At 73.3% G+C, this 14046-nt stretch carries 12 protein-coding genes; 3 read left to right on the top strand and 9 right to left on the bottom strand.

Annotated features, from left to right (window positions below):
• Nucleotides 1-5 precede the first annotated feature (5 nt).
• The gene (locus tag IPT68_RS29105) at nucleotides 6-1268 is read right to left on the bottom strand and encodes an MFS transporter (RefSeq protein ID WP_189701428.1); all 1263 of its coding nucleotides are present in this window, start codon (nucleotides 1266-1268) and stop codon (nucleotides 6-8) included.
• Nucleotides 1269-1349: 81 nt separating this feature from the next.
• Complete coding sequence (locus IPT68_RS29100; protein WP_189701427.1) at nucleotides 1350-3059, bottom strand: carbamoyltransferase family protein; 1710 nt, start codon at nucleotides 3057-3059, stop codon at nucleotides 1350-1352.
• A gap of 267 nt (nucleotides 3060-3326) precedes the next feature.
• Here IPT68_RS29100 and IPT68_RS29095 point away from each other — a divergent pair, with 267 nt between their 5' ends.
• Complete coding sequence (locus tag IPT68_RS29095) at nucleotides 3327-4202, top strand: GNAT family N-acetyltransferase (protein WP_189701426.1); 876 nt, start codon at nucleotides 3327-3329, stop codon at nucleotides 4200-4202.
• 12 nt (nucleotides 4203-4214) lie between these two features.
• Complete coding sequence (locus IPT68_RS29090) at nucleotides 4215-5921, top strand: CocE/NonD family hydrolase (protein ID WP_228039988.1); 1707 nt, start codon at nucleotides 4215-4217, stop codon at nucleotides 5919-5921.
• On the opposite strand, the gene IPT68_RS29085 is transcribed toward IPT68_RS29090, so the two are convergent.
• Genes IPT68_RS29085 through IPT68_RS29070 form a run of 4 tightly spaced genes read right to left on the bottom strand, consistent with a single transcriptional unit; the run spans nucleotide 5906 to nucleotide 9874 of the window.
• Nucleotides 5906-6976 (bottom strand): glycosyltransferase, encoded by a 1071-nt coding sequence (locus tag IPT68_RS29085; protein ID WP_189701425.1) that lies wholly within the window; start codon nucleotides 6974-6976, stop codon nucleotides 5906-5908. The two genes, IPT68_RS29090 and IPT68_RS29085, sit on opposite strands and share 16 nt — an antisense overlap.
• Nucleotides 6973-7737, bottom strand: coding sequence for a class I SAM-dependent DNA methyltransferase (locus IPT68_RS29080; RefSeq protein WP_189701424.1), 765 nt, complete (start codon nucleotides 7735-7737; stop codon nucleotides 6973-6975). The genes IPT68_RS29085 and IPT68_RS29080 overlap by 4 nt, the downstream gene beginning before the upstream one ends.
• Nucleotides 7738-7769: 32 nt before the next feature.
• On the bottom strand, nucleotides 7770-9020 hold the full coding sequence (locus IPT68_RS29075; RefSeq protein WP_189701423.1) for an ATP-grasp domain-containing protein: 1251 nt from the start codon (nucleotides 9018-9020) through the stop codon (nucleotides 7770-7772).
• On the bottom strand, nucleotides 9017-9874 hold the full coding sequence (locus IPT68_RS29070; RefSeq protein WP_189701422.1) for a class I SAM-dependent DNA methyltransferase: 858 nt from the start codon (nucleotides 9872-9874) through the stop codon (nucleotides 9017-9019). The genes IPT68_RS29075 and IPT68_RS29070 overlap by 4 nt, the downstream gene beginning before the upstream one ends.
• On the opposite strand from IPT68_RS29070, the gene IPT68_RS29065 reads away from it, so the two are divergent.
• Entirely contained in the window at nucleotides 9867-11243 is a 1377-nt protein-coding gene (locus IPT68_RS29065; RefSeq protein ID WP_189701421.1) for a condensation domain-containing protein, read from the top strand. The genes IPT68_RS29070 and IPT68_RS29065 overlap by 8 nt on opposite strands.
• 55 nt (nucleotides 11244-11298) lie before the next feature.
• On the opposite strand, the gene IPT68_RS29060 is transcribed toward IPT68_RS29065, so the two are convergent.
• The 3 genes from IPT68_RS29060 to IPT68_RS29050 are packed head-to-tail and all read right to left on the bottom strand — an operon-like array spanning nucleotide 11299 to nucleotide 13990.
• A complete protein-coding gene (locus IPT68_RS29060) occupies nucleotides 11299-11964 on the bottom strand; it encodes a PIG-L deacetylase family protein (protein ID WP_189701420.1) in 666 nt (221 codons plus the stop codon).
• The gene (locus IPT68_RS29055) at nucleotides 11961-12935 is read right to left on the bottom strand and encodes an NAD-dependent epimerase/dehydratase family protein (protein WP_189701419.1); all 975 of its coding nucleotides are present in this window, start codon (nucleotides 12933-12935) and stop codon (nucleotides 11961-11963) included. The genes IPT68_RS29060 and IPT68_RS29055 overlap by 4 nt, the downstream gene beginning before the upstream one ends.
• Complete coding sequence (locus IPT68_RS29050; RefSeq protein ID WP_189701418.1) at nucleotides 12932-13990, bottom strand: Gfo/Idh/MocA family protein; 1059 nt, start codon at nucleotides 13988-13990, stop codon at nucleotides 12932-12934. The genes IPT68_RS29055 and IPT68_RS29050 overlap by 4 nt, the downstream gene beginning before the upstream one ends.
• Nucleotides 13991-14046: the final 56 nt, after the last annotated feature.

The raw sequence follows: 14046 nt of genomic DNA, 5'->3' as shown, positions 1-14046 counted from the left end.
CTCCTTCACGAGTGTCGTTCGACGGCGCCGGTCCGTGCCGGAGGCGGGGGCTCGTCGGGCTGCGGTGGTGGGACGTGGTGCGCGGGGTCGGGTCTCAGGGCCAGCCGGACGGCCAGCAGCAGCACTGGTACGGCGGTGAGGGCGACCAGCGCGGCCGTGGAGGCCCAGCGGGCCGCGAGGCCGAGGGTCAGGAAGACGGCGAGGGCGACGGCCTGGGCGCCGAGTCCGGCGACCGAGGTGACCGTGGCCCGCGCGGGTCCGGAGATGGCGTGCTGGAGCTGGGTGTCGGCGACGATCTGGGCCAGCCGCAGCACCCAGTAGAACGCGGCGATGCCGAGGAACCCGGCCGGGCGGCCGGTGAGCGCTCCGGCGGCGAGGGCGGCGCCGCCCGCGCCGAGCAGGACGGCCAGCAGGCGGTCGCCGGAGCCGGCCATGCGTCCGCCGGCGAAGCCGCCCGCCGCCATGGCCGCCCAGGGCAGCAGCAGGAGCAGCGGTACGGCCGCGGCGGGCGTGCCGGCCTCGCGGGCGAGCACCGGAAGGTACTCGTCCACCACGCCGAGGCCGGTGAGGACCGCGGCCAGCAGGACGGCGGAGCGCACCCGCGGGGTGCCGCGGGCCTCGGCGAGCCCGGCGCGCAGCACGGCCGCATAGCCCTGCGGTTCCGGCTCCGGTTCCGGCACGGGGGCCGCCGGGCCGGGGGCCCGGCGGCCCAGGCCCAGGGCGGTGGGGACGGCGAACAGGGTGAGCAGGACGGACACCCAGCCGGTGGCGGGGTAGCCGCCGAGCAGGACCAGCGGGGTGGCGGCCAGGGAGCTGGCCGCCACCGAGCACGCCTGGACGGCGGCCACCCGGCTGCTGACCCGGGCGTACTGCCCGGCCCTCCCCTCGGCGGCGAGGCCGTCGTAGAGCAGGGACTCGAGCGTCCCGGAGGTGAGGGCGGTGCCCGCGCCCCACAGGACGAATCCGGCCGCGAACGAGCCGAGCGAGGGCAGCGCGGTCCACAGGGCGAACCCGGTGCACTGCGCGAGCGCCGCGGCGGCCAGCACGCGGTGGCGGGGGAAGCGGTCGGCCAGGGCCCCGGAGGGCACCTCGCAGAGGAAGGTGGTCACCGTCCACACCGCGAAGAGAACCGACAGTTCTCCCGTGGAGACCCCGTGCGAGGTCATCAGCAGGGCGTAGACGGCGTGCAGCGGGAGGAATTCGGTCAGGCCGGTGTACACGTACACCAGGCCGACGCGGAAGGGGCCGGAGGACGGCGGCTGGGACATGCGGACCTAATAAGGCATGGAAGGACGCTAGCACGAAGGCGTCCGGCGGACAGGGGGGGTCAGGTGCGTGCGGGCCGGGGTTCAGTCGCTGCGGCGGATCAGGAACGGGCCGAGGGCCAGCGCGTCCAGCGGGCTGCGGGCGAAGGTGGCGAGGGCGTCGGAGGGGGTCCACACGACCGGCTCGTCGCGTCCGTTGAACGAGGTGTTGAGCACGACGGCGTGTCCGGTGTGCTCGGCGACCCGGCCCAGCAGCCGGTGGTAGAGCGGGTCGTCCTCGGCGGTGACGGTCTGCGGGCGGGTGGTGCCGTCGACGTGGATCACGGCGGGCATCGCGGCCCGTCCGGCGTCGGGCACGGGGGTGGTGACGATCATGTAGGGCAGCGGTGTGCCGTCGCCGAGCAGTGTGGGGGCCTCCTCCAGCCGCATGCTGGGCGCGAACGGCCGCCACCACTCGCGGTCCTTGACCGTGAGGTTGATGCGGTCGCGTTTGGCCACCGGGAACGGCGCGGTGACGATGGAGCGGTGGCCCAGGGCCCGGGGGCCGCCCTCGCCGCGTCCCTGGTGCCAGCCGACGATCTGGCCGCGGCCCAGCAGCCCGGCCACCGCGTCGGCTATGTCCTCGTGCTCGGTGTGGCGGACGCCCTGCCTGTGCAGCACCCGGCGGACGGCGTCGGCGTCCCACTGCTCGCCCCAGGCGAGGGTGCCGGTCATCGGCGTGATGGTCTCGCCGTGCTGGGCGGCCACCCAGCCGGCCGCGCCGAGGCTGACGCCCTGGTCGCCTGCGAGCGGCTGCACGAACAGGTCGCGCACCTCGGGCAGCCGGGCGAGCTTGCCGTTGAGGGTGGCATTGAAGCCGACGCCGCCGGCCACCATCAGGGTGTCCTGGCCGGTCTCGCGCAGCAGCCGGCGGGCCATGGCGATGACCGAGCGCTCCAGGGCCTCCTGGGCGGTGGCCGCGAGGTCCCGGTAGTCGTAGGGGTCGCGTTCGGTGCGCCGGACGTAGCGGCCGCGCTCCCGGTCGTAGTGGCGGCTGATGCGGTTGGGCGGCAGCGCGCTGGTCTTCTCCAGGTGGGCGAGCCACAGCCGCAGGGTGTCCGCCTCCTCGTCGGTGCTGCCGGTGGACAGCAGGGTGCGCGGCACCGGTCCGACGGCGTAGCCGTCGTCGAGGAAGCTGAGGCCGCCGCCGAAGGTCAGGTCGCCAGGGGTGCCGTAGGGGGCGAGGCCCATGGCCTTGCCGGCGGCGTCGGCGCCGAGGCCCGCGTACTCGCAGACGGCGGCATAGAAGTAGCCGAGGGACCAGCCGGGCGGGACGGCCTCCAGGACCTTCAGCTCGCCGCCGACGGCCGAGGCGAGCGTGGCGCTCTCGCACTCGCCCTGGCCGTCGAGGACCAGGACGGCGCCCTGGTCGCGGCCGGAGAAGTAGTAGGCGCTGGCCGCGTGGGCGGTGTGGTGCGGGACGAAGACCAGCTCGGGGTCGCGGCCGCGGGGGAAGTACTCGCGCGGGAACAGGAAGTCCAGGGCCCGTGCGCTGTCCGGGAACCAGTCCAGGCCGCGCCGGGTGAGCAGCGAGGGCATGTCCCAGCCGTGGGCGACGACGTCGATGTCCTCCAGGGCGAGGCCGCCCGCCTGGAGGCAGAAGGCGGCGGCGTGCAGCGGGGCCTCGCCGTAGCCGTGCTTGTGCCGGGTGAAGCGTTCCTCCTCCGCGAACGCCACCACCTTCCCGTCGACCAGCAGGCAGGCGGACCCGTCGTGGCTAGCGCCCGGCCAGCCATTCACACCGAGAATTCGCATGGCAAGTCATTCCCTTCGAACGGGCCGTGGGCCCGGTAATTGACGGACGACGACCGGTGCGCTAGAAATTAACAGCGATACCGCGCCGAAGAAATAGGCGCCGGCCTCTTTCCTTCTCCGAGACCGCACCGGGCGTAAAACCGCCGGTCAGCCCGGTCAACTCTTCACATTCTCCCGTTTTTCTGCATTCTTCGAAAACCGCTGGGCACTTTCCGATTTCCATGCGCGAGAAACCAGAAGAAAGGGCACGCCGTGCTTCGTCTGATCATGCATCCGGAAAGCACCGCCGACATTCCCGACGAGGCGGACGTCCCGGCCGAGGACTTCCACCAGAGCGCCGGCCGGTTCCGGCTACTGTCGGGGCGCGGCCATCCCGTACGCCTGCTGCGCGCGGGCCGTCCCGGCGGCCGGTGGGCCGCGGCACTGCTAGAGGACGGCGGTCAGGACGGCTGGTTCATGTGGAAGGGACCGGCCGGACACCCAGATCCCGAACAGCTGTCCGCCCTGCTCACGGGGGTTTCCCGGCTGGGCCCCGCCACCTTGGTGCTGCTTCCGGAGTGGGACTTCCCCGAGGTGCTGGCGGCAGCCGGGTACCGGCCCGCCCCGCGCTACGCGACCGGTCTCGTGCCCACCGGCGGTGGGGACGAGGCGATCCTCGCCCGGATGCGCCCGAGCACCCGCAGCCGGGTGCGCCGGGCGCTGCGCAGCGGCCTGGAATTCGCCGACGACCCCGGCCGGATCGACGAGTTCTACGACTTCTACGCACCAGCCATGATCCGCGCGGACTCACCCGACCTCGCCCCCCTCGATCTGCTGCATGATCTGCTGGAGCATCCGTCGGTCCACCTTTTCACCGCGCTGCACGAGGGCCGGGTGGCGGCCGGTTCCATATGCTTCCGGAACCGGAATTCGCTGGAGGCGCGTTTTGTGGCCACGCATCCGGAACACCGCGTCGACGGCTCGATGAACTTCGTGCACTTCGAGACCATCAGGCGGGCGGCGGCCGAAGGGCTGGAGCATTTCGACCTGAGCGGCATATCCACCGGTGAGGTGGACGGGAAGACGGCCGGGATCAACCGGTTCAAGCTCGGGTTCGGCGGTGAGGTCCTCCACTACCCCACCTACGCCCGGTCCGCGGACTGAGAGGAGACGCCCGTGCGACTCGTGATCGACCGGGACGTGCCCGTCCCCATGAGCGACGGCGTGGTGCTGCGGGCGGACGTGTACCGCCCGGACACCTCCCGCCCGCTGCCGGCCCTCCTCCAGCGGACCCCGTACGGCAAGGGGTCCTCGGCGGGGGGCCGCTCCCTGGACTGGATGCGGCTGGTGGAGGCCGGGTACTGCCTCGTGGTGCAGGACGTGCGCGGCCGGTACGCGTCCGGCGGTGTCTTCCGGCCGTTCGCCGACGACGCCGCGGACGGCCGAGACACCGTGGAGTGGGCCGCAGGCCGGGACTGGTGCGACGGGACCGTCGGCATGATCGGGCGGTCCTACGAGGGTGCCGCGCAGTGGCACGCGGCGGCCGCCGCGCCGCCCGCGCTGCGGGCCCTCGCCCCGCACGTCGCCGCCGCCGACCCCTACGAGGGCTGGACGTACCTGGGCGGCGCCTTCCAACTCGGGTTCTGTCTGCACTGGGTGCTCGGCGACCTGCTGCACGGGCAGGTCGAGCGGGCCGGCGGCACCGCCGCGGACGTCCGCGCCGTGGCCGAGGCGCTGGACGGCATCGACGAGCTCTACCGGGCGCCCTGGCGGGCGCTGCCCCTGCTGGACCGGCTCGCTCCCTACTACCGCGAGTGGCTGGAGCACCCCGGGCCCGACGCCCACTGGCGCGGGCTGGCCGCCGCCCCGGACGGGCGACGGCCTCCGGCGCTGGTGGTCGGCGGCTGGTACGACATCTTCCTGCCGGGCACCCTGCGGACACCGTCGCCCCGGCCGGACGACCGCCTGCTGATCGGCCCCTGGTCGCACTGCGTGACCGGCGGTGTCTTCCCCGAGCGGCGCTACGGACTCGCCGCCGACGAGGCGGAGTTCGACATGACGGCGGCCCATCTCGCCTTCTTCGACCGGCATCTGAAGGGCGGGACGGAGCAAGCGGGTCCGCCGGTGGAGTTGTTCGCCGGCGGGGCGGACCGCTGGATCACCCCCGCCGGTCCGCCGGGCGCGGACAGCGTCCCGCTCGCGCTGCACCTGGACAGCGACGGCGACGCTCGTACCCGGCACGGCTCGGGCGTGCTGCACCACGCCCCGCCCCGCCGCGAGGTCACGGACGTCTACCGCTACGACCCCCGCGACCCCGTCCCGACCGCCGGCGGAGCCACCTGCATGACCGGCATGCTCGTCGGCGCCGACTGCGGCCCCCTGGACCAGCGCGCGGTGGAGGACCGCCCGGACGTGCTCTGCTACACCGGCCCCCGGCTGGACGCGCCCCTGACGGTGTCCGGGGAGGTGGTCGCCGAGCTGTACGTCTCCTCGTCCGCGCCGGACACGGACTTCACCGCCAAGCTGGTCGACGTGCACCCGGATGGCCGCGCGGAGATCCTCTGCGACGGCGTCGTCCGGACCGGGCACCGGGCCCGGCTGGACGGGGTGCGTCCGCCGGTCCCGGACACGGTCCACGCCCTGCCGGTGGCGGCGGGGACCGTTGTGCACGTCTTCCGGCCCGGCCACCGGGTCCGGCTGGAGGTCTCCAGCAGCAACTTCCCGCGGTTCGACCCCAATCCGAACACCGGCGGCACCCCGCTGACCCTGGCGGACGCCCCGGTGGCCACGGCCGTCAACCGGGTCCACCACGGGCCGGGCCGGCCGTCGCGGCTGCTGCTCCCGGTCTGTCCCGGTCTGCCGGACGCTCACGACGCGGCCTGAGGCGACGGCTCGGGCTTCGGATCGCCGTCGCACCGGAACACGGTGAGGTCGGCGAGCGGGACGATCCGCCGACCGGCCCGCAGATGCGCCCGGCGCAGCCGCTCGCGCTGGGCGGGCGTCAGCTCGGTGCAGTGCTGCGGGATTGCGCGCAGCATCCTGGTGCGGGCGGCGGTCGCCGGGTAGCGGGGCCGCACGCCGTAGGGGTCGCGTACCAGGTGGTAGAGGGTGCCGGTGTGGAAGGCCGCCTTCAGCAGGGCGTAGTAGGCGGCGGCCCCGATCCCCTTGTGGCGGGCGCACCCGGCGAGCGTCCGGGACGCCTCGTACAGCCGCCACAGCACGGGCACGGCGGGGGTGGTGAAGACACCGGTCTCCTGGGCGATGCCCTCGCCCACGCCGTAGCGGAAGTAGCTGCGCATGTTCTGGAGGCCGACCTGGGCGTCGTGGAAGATGCGGGCCTCGGGGACGTGCCGGACGGGGATGCCGGCCAGCTGGAGACGGAAGTCGAACTCCCGGTCCTCGCACCAGTGGATCAGGCCGTCGAAGTGGTAGCCGCCGATGTGCTCGACGATCGCCCGGTCGTAGATGAGCGGCGGGGACAGGGCGCTGACGTACTCGCCCTCGTCGTACTCGCGCACGCGGGCGGTGAGCCGGCTCATCAGGCTGCCGGACTCGCCGTACACCACCTGGCCCTTGACCACCGGGTCGGTGGCGACGGCCGCGGCCATCATGCGGACCACGCCGGGGGCGAAGGTGCAGTCGGAGTCCATCAGCAGCAGATAGCGCCCGCTCGCCGCCTCGGCGCCCGCGTTGTAGGCGGCGCCGAGGTTGCCCGCGTCGGGTATCTCGGTGACGGTCAGCGGCCTCGGGTGCTCGCGCAGCACCCGGCGGATCTCGTCGGTGGCGCCGTTGAGCGCCAGCACGATCTCCACGTCCTCGTCGACCGAGTCGATGCAGTCCAGGATGCGCAGGTCGTCGCGGAGCGCGATGACCACGCTGGTGCTCGCCAGCACCCGTTCGGTGCGCTCCTCGTCCGGGGCGGCCTCGGCGGCGGTCATGCCCGCTCCCCGGTGTTCGGGACGACGCCCTGCTCGTCCTTGCGCAGCACGTAGATGTGCGTGGTGTGACCGGGGGTGAAGCCGTCGCCGTCGATGTCGCGGACCCGGACCGTGCGCAGGCCGGCCGTCCGGCCGAGTTCCTCCATGGTGAACGGGTCGACGACGTACTGCACATGGGTCTCGCGCCAGAGCAGGCCGTCCGCCCCGTACAGGGAGAGCACCGACCGGCTGCGGGCCAGCACGGGGTCCCAGCGGTGGGTGCGGTGCAGCCGGACACCGTCGCGGGTCTCCTCGTGCTCCAGGTTCCGCCAGTCCTCCTGGAGGACCTTGCGGGAGGAGTAGTCGAAGACGAGGTGGCCGCCGGGGCGCAGGGCCGCGGCCGCGTTGCCCAGGCACTCGGCGAGGTCGACGGCGGTCAGGTAGTTGAGGGCGTCGAAGCCGGAGACCACGAAGTCGTAGCTGTCGGGCTCGGCGGTGAAGCGTGCCATGTCGCCGACGATGCGCAGCTCGGGCGGTATGCCGCCGTGCTCCAGCATGGCCGCCGAGCGGTCCAGCGAGGTGACCTCGCCCTGCGGGACCAGGTCGGCCAGCACCCGGCTGCCCATGCCGGTGCCGGCGCCAAGGTCGAGGATGCGGAGGGGGCCGGGGGCGGCCAGCTTGGCCAGTTCGGCCCCGATGCCCAGGCGCCAGGTGTCCTCGGCCATGGGGCCCTCGAACAGTTCGTAGGTGTCGGACCAGTGGTCGTACGCGGTGGTGGTCATCGGCGTTCCCCTTGTCGGAGGGTGGAGTGCGGTCAGGGCGTGGGGGCGGGTGCGGCGGGGCGGTCGGTGAGGCGCAGTGGGAGGCGGGACAGCACCCGGGTCGCGAGGGCTTCGGCGGCGGCGGTGTCCGGGCCGCTGGTGATCACACCGGCCAGCACCTCGTCGCCGCCGCGGTAGGGCGGCAGGACGGTGCCGGGGGCGAGGTCCAGGCCCCAGAAGACGTCGTGGACGCCGGGGGTACGGGCGATTTCGGCCAGGTCGCCGACCCATTCGACGGTGCCGCCGTTTGCGGGCAGATAGCGCTGGACGACCGCCCGGTCGCGGGTGGGGCGCAGTTCCTCCTCGGCGAGCGGGCGGCCCAGGGCAAGGCGGACGGCGTTGGGCAGCGGGTCGACACCAGTGGCGAGCGGCATGATCTCGGTGGCGATGCGGGCGCCGGTCAGCCGACAGGTGATCTCCAGCAGGTACACCCGCCCGTCGGGGGTGCGCAGGATGTCGGTGTTGACGACGGCGGTGGTCAGCCCGAGCGCGTCGACGCCCCGCTGGACGGTGCGCACCACCTCGGCGCGCTGTGCCTCGTCCAGGACGGAGGGCAGGGTGTCGCCGCCCTCGAAGAAGTGCGGGAAGAAGCGCTCCTTCTCGCCGTACTCGCGGTCGGCGAACCCGGTGACGCGGAGCCTGCCGTCGACGGCGAACCCGGCCACGGTGTGCTCGGTGCCGGTCAGGTACTCCTCCACGACGACGTGTCCGGTCGGGCTGAGGGCAAGGGCCCGCTCGACGGGTTCCCGCGCGGTGCCGAGGGCGTCCAGCTTGGCGACGCCCAGGGAGCCGGTGCGATCGCTGGGCTTGACGACGGCGGGTAGCCCGATCCGGTTCAGCGCGGCGAGGGCGGCGTCGGCGGTGGTGGCGACGGCGAACCGGGGCACGGGCAGCCCGGCCCGGTCCAGGGCGGCGATCCGGCGGTCCTTCAGGGTGCACAGGTCGGCCACCTCGACGGGCACGCCGGGGCAGCCCAGCTCGGCGGCCAGCCGGGCCACGACCGGTGGATTGTCGTATCCGAGGGTCATGACGCCGGATATTCTTCCCGGCCGCTCCGCGCGAATTGCCGACAGGACACCGGTGAAATCGTCTGGGTCCGCCTCCAGGCATATGTCGGCGCTTTTCCAGACGCGTTCGGTGATGCGGTCCGTGACGACCAGGGCGCGCACCCCCATTTCTTTCACGCGGGCGAGCGACCTGTCCATTCCGGAGCCGATCCCGCATATCAGGAGGGTGTCGGTCATCTGGCCACGTACCAGACGCGCCGGGTGTCCTCGCGCACCGGCTCGCGGTCGAGCCCGGCGTACGTGTCCACGCTGGTGAAGCCGGCCGCCAGCAGTGCGCCGGTGACTGCGGCCGGGTCGTGGCCGCGCTGCGGATGGGTCTCGTGGACGCGGTGCCAGCCGCCCTCGGGGGTCCGGCGCACGACGGTGACCGTGGTGTCCACCCGGCCAGTCGCGGCGTCGTAGGAGTTTTCCCAGACCTCCAGGATGTCCTCGGTGTTCTGCTCCACGAACACCTGTCCGGCCCAGGCCCGTTCGACGAACCAGACGGGGTGCGCATCGAGCACGGCGAGGCCGCCGTCCTCGGTGGCGGCCCGCAGGGTGCGGGCGGCGAGCTCCAGGTCACCCTCGCCGACCAAGTAGTTGACGGTGTTGTAGGTGCAGGTGACCACGGAGTGGCGCTGGTCGCCGCGGTATTCGCGCAGGTCGCCGCGGACCAGGTCGACGTCCACCCCGGCCCGGCGGGCGGCCTCGCCGGCGTGCCGCAGCATGTCGGGCGACTGATCGACGCCGGTGAGCCGGCCGAAGGAGCCGGCCAGCGCGATCAGCAGCGTGCCGGTGCCGCAGCCCAGGTCGAGCAGCGACCCGCCACCCGCACGGTAATGGGAAATCAGGTCGGGGAGTTTTTTCGACACTTCTTCCGTGAAATCATTGTAGGGTGCCGCGGCATAAACATCGGCATACTCAGCGAAGAAATCTCCGCGCGTTTCATATTGCGTCACGACCGCCCCATTCAGTAGTCTCGATTTCCGTGCCGGGCACTTCCAGGCCCGCCATTTCCTTTTCATTTCCTGAGGGAGAATTCGCATGCGCATCGCGAACGAGGGAAGCCGTCCCGAAGTGCTTCCGCTGCTGTCCGACCAGATAGACCGCCTGGCGATCCAGGAGTGGGTCGAGCAGCATGACCTCGGGGTGGAGGTCCGCATGTTCGGCCGGGGGTTCCGCCTGACCGGCCCCCTCGACACGGACGCCCTGGACTCGGCGCTGACCGCGCTCGTCGCCCGCCACGAGGCGTTGCGCGCGGCCTTCCCCGACCGGGGCAGGACCGGGCGACAGGAGATCCGCGAGGCCCGCCCCTTCACGCCCGAGCGCGTGGACCTGACCGCGCTGCCCGAGGACGAGCGGGCGGACGAGGCGCTGCGCCTGGCCGGCGCCTTCCTGAGCCGGAACCTGGACCTGGACGGCGGGCTGCTCATGAGCGGCGTCGTCTACCGCCTGGGCGAGCAGGACCACCTGCTGGGCCTCGCCGTCGACCATCTGGTGGTGGACGGCCAGTCGTTCGAGATCCTGGTGAACGAACTGTGGGAGCTGTACGCCGCGGCCGTCGAGGGCCGCGAGGCCAAGCTGCCCGAACAGCGGTTCACCTACGCGGACTTCGTCCGCTGGGAGGCGGAGTGGCTGGGCCGCGACCCGAACCCCCGGCAGATGATCGCCCGCTTCGCGGAGCTGCTGGACGGCATCGGCACCAACGCACCGGTGTACCTGCCCGGGATGCTGCGCGAGACCAACGACCGTTACGCGGTAGGCACGTTCGACGGCTCGCTGACGCCGGAGACCTGCGCGCTGCTCACGGAGTACTGCCGGTCGGCCCGCACCACCCCGTTCGTGGTGCTGTTCACTGCCTACCTCTGCGCGCTGCACGCCCGCAGCGGGCGCAGCGACCTCGCGGCGCTGATCCCGGTGACCCGGCGCACCGAGGAGCACCTGCTGGACCTGGTGGCCTTCCTGTCCACCTACGCGACGGTCCGGGTGCGGATCAACCCGTCCCTGACCTTCAAGGAGCTGAGCCGCACGGTCCGTTCGGCGGTGCTGGAGACGCAGCGGCTGGGCCAGGTGCCGGCGCCCGAGGTGACCTCCTCCCTCGCCCCGACCCACCTGGGCCGGCTGCTGGAGCGGCCGTGCACCTTCTTCGACGTGGCGCCCGGCGGCTGGAGCGGCGGCAAGCGCGAGGCCGGAGGGCTGTCGGTGGAGCCGACCGAGGTGCCCGGCGACCAGCACCAGATCGAGAGCCTGGAGGTGTTCGCCTCGGTCGACGACAGCGGAGTCGACTTCACGGTGCTCTTCCCGGCGGACGTCTTCGGCGAGGAGAGCGTTCGGGAGCTCGCTCATGAGTTCACCTCCTTGGTGCACAGGTTCCTGACTGCTCCGGACACGGCGATCGGGGACGTGCTGCGGGCGGACTGAGCCGCCCGGCGGGGAAGGACCGGGGGCCGCACTGCCGGCCCCCGGTCCGGCTTGTTCAGGGCCGGGCGCCGGCCATCCGGATCACCTCGAAGGCCTCGCTGTGGCCGTGGCCCGCGCTGGTGACGGCCCGGTAGGACGCCAGCCCGCGCACCGCCTCGTCCCAGGCGGCGTGCCGCAGCTGGGAGCGGTAGCAGCGCATGGCCTCGACCTTCAGCTCGATCTGGTCGGTGACGTCCTCGGTGTACTGGGCCTCGCCGAGCGGGGCCCACACCTCGTAGCCGAGCACCAGAGACGGCGGCGGCGCGGGCGGCCCGGCCTCCTCGAAGAAGTCGGACTCCGCCATCCACAGCGACTCCAGGCCGAGCCGGTGCACGGCCCGGTGCTCCACGTCCCCGTCGTCGCGGTGCGGCAGGTACACCCGGTCCGGGCGGACCTCGCGCAGCACCTTGACGACGGCGAGGTGCAGCCGCCGGTCGGCGGCGAAGTCACGGGACGGCTCGTCCAGCGTGATGCACCGCTTGACGCCGAGCACCCGGCAGGCGTCGGTGGTCTCCGCCGCGAACTCCTCGTCCCCGACCTCCCGGTCGGCGAGCCCGCGTTCGCGGCGGATGACGATGACCACGGTGACCTCGGCGCCGGACTGGGCCAGCTTGGCGATGGAGCCGCCGCAGCCGATGACCTCGTCGTCGGGGTGCGGGGCGATCACCAGAACCCGGGTCACCGGCCGGCTCCGCCCGGTGCCCCGTACCCGGCCCAGCGCGCCCACTGCGCCGTGCGCGTCATGCCCTCGTCCAGGGTGGTCCGGGGCGCGGCCAGGAGGCGTGCGGCGAGCGCGGCGTCCACGCGGGCGGGGCTGGCGTAGAGCGCCTGCTCCCAGTCGGGCACGGCCCCGTCGGCCGGAGTGCCGGCCGGGGCGGGCAGGCCGCGGATGCCGCGCAGCCGGTCGAAGAACTCGCCCCAGCCGGGCTCGTCTGGCCCACTCACGAGGAACTTCCGCCCCGCCGCGGCGGGTTCGGCGAGCGCCGCCAGCACGGCGTCCACGACGTCGTCCACGTACACCGCGTTGCAGGCGCCACCCGCACCGGTCACCGGCAGCTCCTCGAACTCCTCGGCGGGGCGGGTCAGCTGGGCGACGGTCCATTGTCCGCCCCAGGGACCGTAGACCACGCCGGGCTGGAGCACGACGGTCTCGGGGCCGTCGCCGTGCGCGGCGAGCACCAGCCGCTCGGCGGCGGCCTTCTGCTGCTCGTACTCGCGGTCGTCGGCGTCCTCGCCGAGCGCCGGGGCGGTCTCGTCGAAGCGCCTCAGGCCGGAGGTGTCGTACACGTCGACGGTGCTGAGGTGCACCAGCCGCTCGACGCCGGCGAGTTTGGCCACATCGAGCAGGTTCGCGGTCCCGTCGACGGTGGTGCGCCAGCGGTCGTCGACCTCGCCCCGCGACCCGAACGCGCAGTGCACGACCAGGTCGCAGCCGTCCAGGGCCTTGCGCAGGCTCTGCGGGGCGTCGAGGTCGACGGCCCGGAAGGTGAGCCGCTCCTGCGGCAGCACGGAGAGCCGGGCGGCCCGGCCGTAGCCGCGCACCAGGGCACGGACCTCGGCCCCGGTGCCCAGCACCAGCCGCTCCACCACCCGCCCGCCGATGAACCCGCTGGCGCCGGTGACCGCGACGCGCCTGCCCGCGAAGTCGTTCATGCCGCGCTCCTCGACATCGTCCCGGTCAGCCAGGGCTGGGCCAGCGGGCGTCGCGCCGGCCCCGTGTAGCACTGCTCGATCAGCCGGGCGACCCGCAGGCCGTCCTCGGCGGTGGCGTGCGGTGCCACGTCCGCGCCGGAGCACACGTCGGCGAAGTTGCGGAGCTGCTCGACGAAGAGGTCGTCCCATTCGTCCTGGGCGGGCGGCACGGCGCTCACGTCGCCGCGGTGCAGTTCCTCGCCGGAGGCGGTGATCAGGGTGCACTCGCCGGCCGGGAAGTCGGTGCCGACGCTCACCTCGGCGGCGGTACCGGTCACGACGCAGCTGATGCCGAGGGCGCGGACCCGGCTGAACTCCAGCACGGTCTCCACTCCCCCGATGCGCAGGGTGGCGACGGCGTCGGCCTCGACCCCGCCGAGGCTGTCGTCGACGTAGTCGACCACCTCGACGTCCGGGCCGAGCCACCACAGCAGGATGTCGAAGACGTGGGAGGCCGTGTCGGTGAGGACGCCGCCGCCGGCGAGAGCGCGGTCGAACATCGACCAGGAGACCGGCTCCCAGCTGTAGGGGTGGCCCTCGGTCCAGCGGACCCGGGTGACGGTGCCCAGGTCGCCGTTCCGGATGAGCCCGCGCACCCAGGCGTTGGCGGGGAACAGCCGCCGGGGGTGGGCCATCAGCAGCCGGGTGTCCGGGGCGGCGGCCGCGGCGGCGGCGAGGGCCTCGGCGTCCGCGGCGGAGGTCGCCATCGGCTTCTCCAGCAGCACGTGCCTGCCCCGGGCAAGCAGGTCGCCGGCGACGGCGGCGTGCGCGGTGTGCGGTACGGCGACCACGGCGGCGTCGAAGGCGTCGGCGGCCTCCTCCACCGTGCGGGCGATCAGCACGTCCTCGGCGGTGCCGCCCTGGTCCGTGTACCACTTGAGGGCGGCACGGGCCTGCTCGGGGTCCGGGTCGATCAGGGCGGTGAGCCGGATCTGCGGGACGTGCGGCAGCGCGGTCAGGTGACAGGACCGGGCGGCGGCTCCGCAGCCGACGACGGCCAGTCGCAGCGGTGGCATGGGCGACTCCTCGGGTGTGGTCGTTCCTCGGGTGTGGTCGGGGGTGGTGCAGCGGG

This window comes from Streptomyces chromofuscus (assembly GCF_015160875.1).
GTDB lineage: Bacteria > Actinomycetota > Actinomycetes > Streptomycetales > Streptomycetaceae > Streptomyces > Streptomyces chromofuscus.
The sequence above is the reverse complement of the archived record's forward strand: the minus strand, read 5'-3'. Positions and strand labels throughout refer to the sequence as shown.

Coding starts and splice junctions, on each gene's coding strand:
- IPT68_RS29055 (WP_189701419.1), bottom strand. CDS start 12,935: ATGAACGACTTCGCGGGCAGGCGCGTCGCGGTCACCGGCGCCAGCGGG.
- IPT68_RS29100 (WP_189701427.1), bottom strand. CDS start 3,059: ATGCGAATTCTCGGTGTGAATGGCTGGCCGGGCGCTAGCCACGACGGG.
- IPT68_RS29075 (WP_189701423.1), bottom strand. CDS start 9,020: ATGACCGACACCCTCCTGATATGCGGGATCGGCTCCGGAATGGACAGG.
- IPT68_RS29095 (WP_189701426.1), top strand. CDS start 3,327: ATGCATCCGGAAAGCACCGCCGACATTCCCGACGAGGCGGACGTCCCG.
- IPT68_RS29080 (WP_189701424.1), bottom strand. CDS start 7,737: ATGACCACCACCGCGTACGACCACTGGTCCGACACCTACGAACTGTTC.
- IPT68_RS29070 (WP_189701422.1), bottom strand. CDS start 9,874: ATGCGCATGCGAATTCTCCCTCAGGAAATGAAAAGGAAATGGCGGGCC.
- IPT68_RS29050 (WP_189701418.1), bottom strand. CDS start 13,990: ATGCCACCGCTGCGACTGGCCGTCGTCGGCTGCGGAGCCGCCGCCCGG.
- IPT68_RS29085 (WP_189701425.1), bottom strand. CDS start 6,976: ATGACCGCCGCCGAGGCCGCCCCGGACGAGGAGCGCACCGAACGGGTG.
- IPT68_RS29105 (WP_189701428.1), bottom strand. CDS start 1,268: ATGTCCCAGCCGCCGTCCTCCGGCCCCTTCCGCGTCGGCCTGGTGTAC.
- IPT68_RS29065 (WP_189701421.1), top strand. CDS start 9,867: ATGCGCATCGCGAACGAGGGAAGCCGTCCCGAAGTGCTTCCGCTGCTG.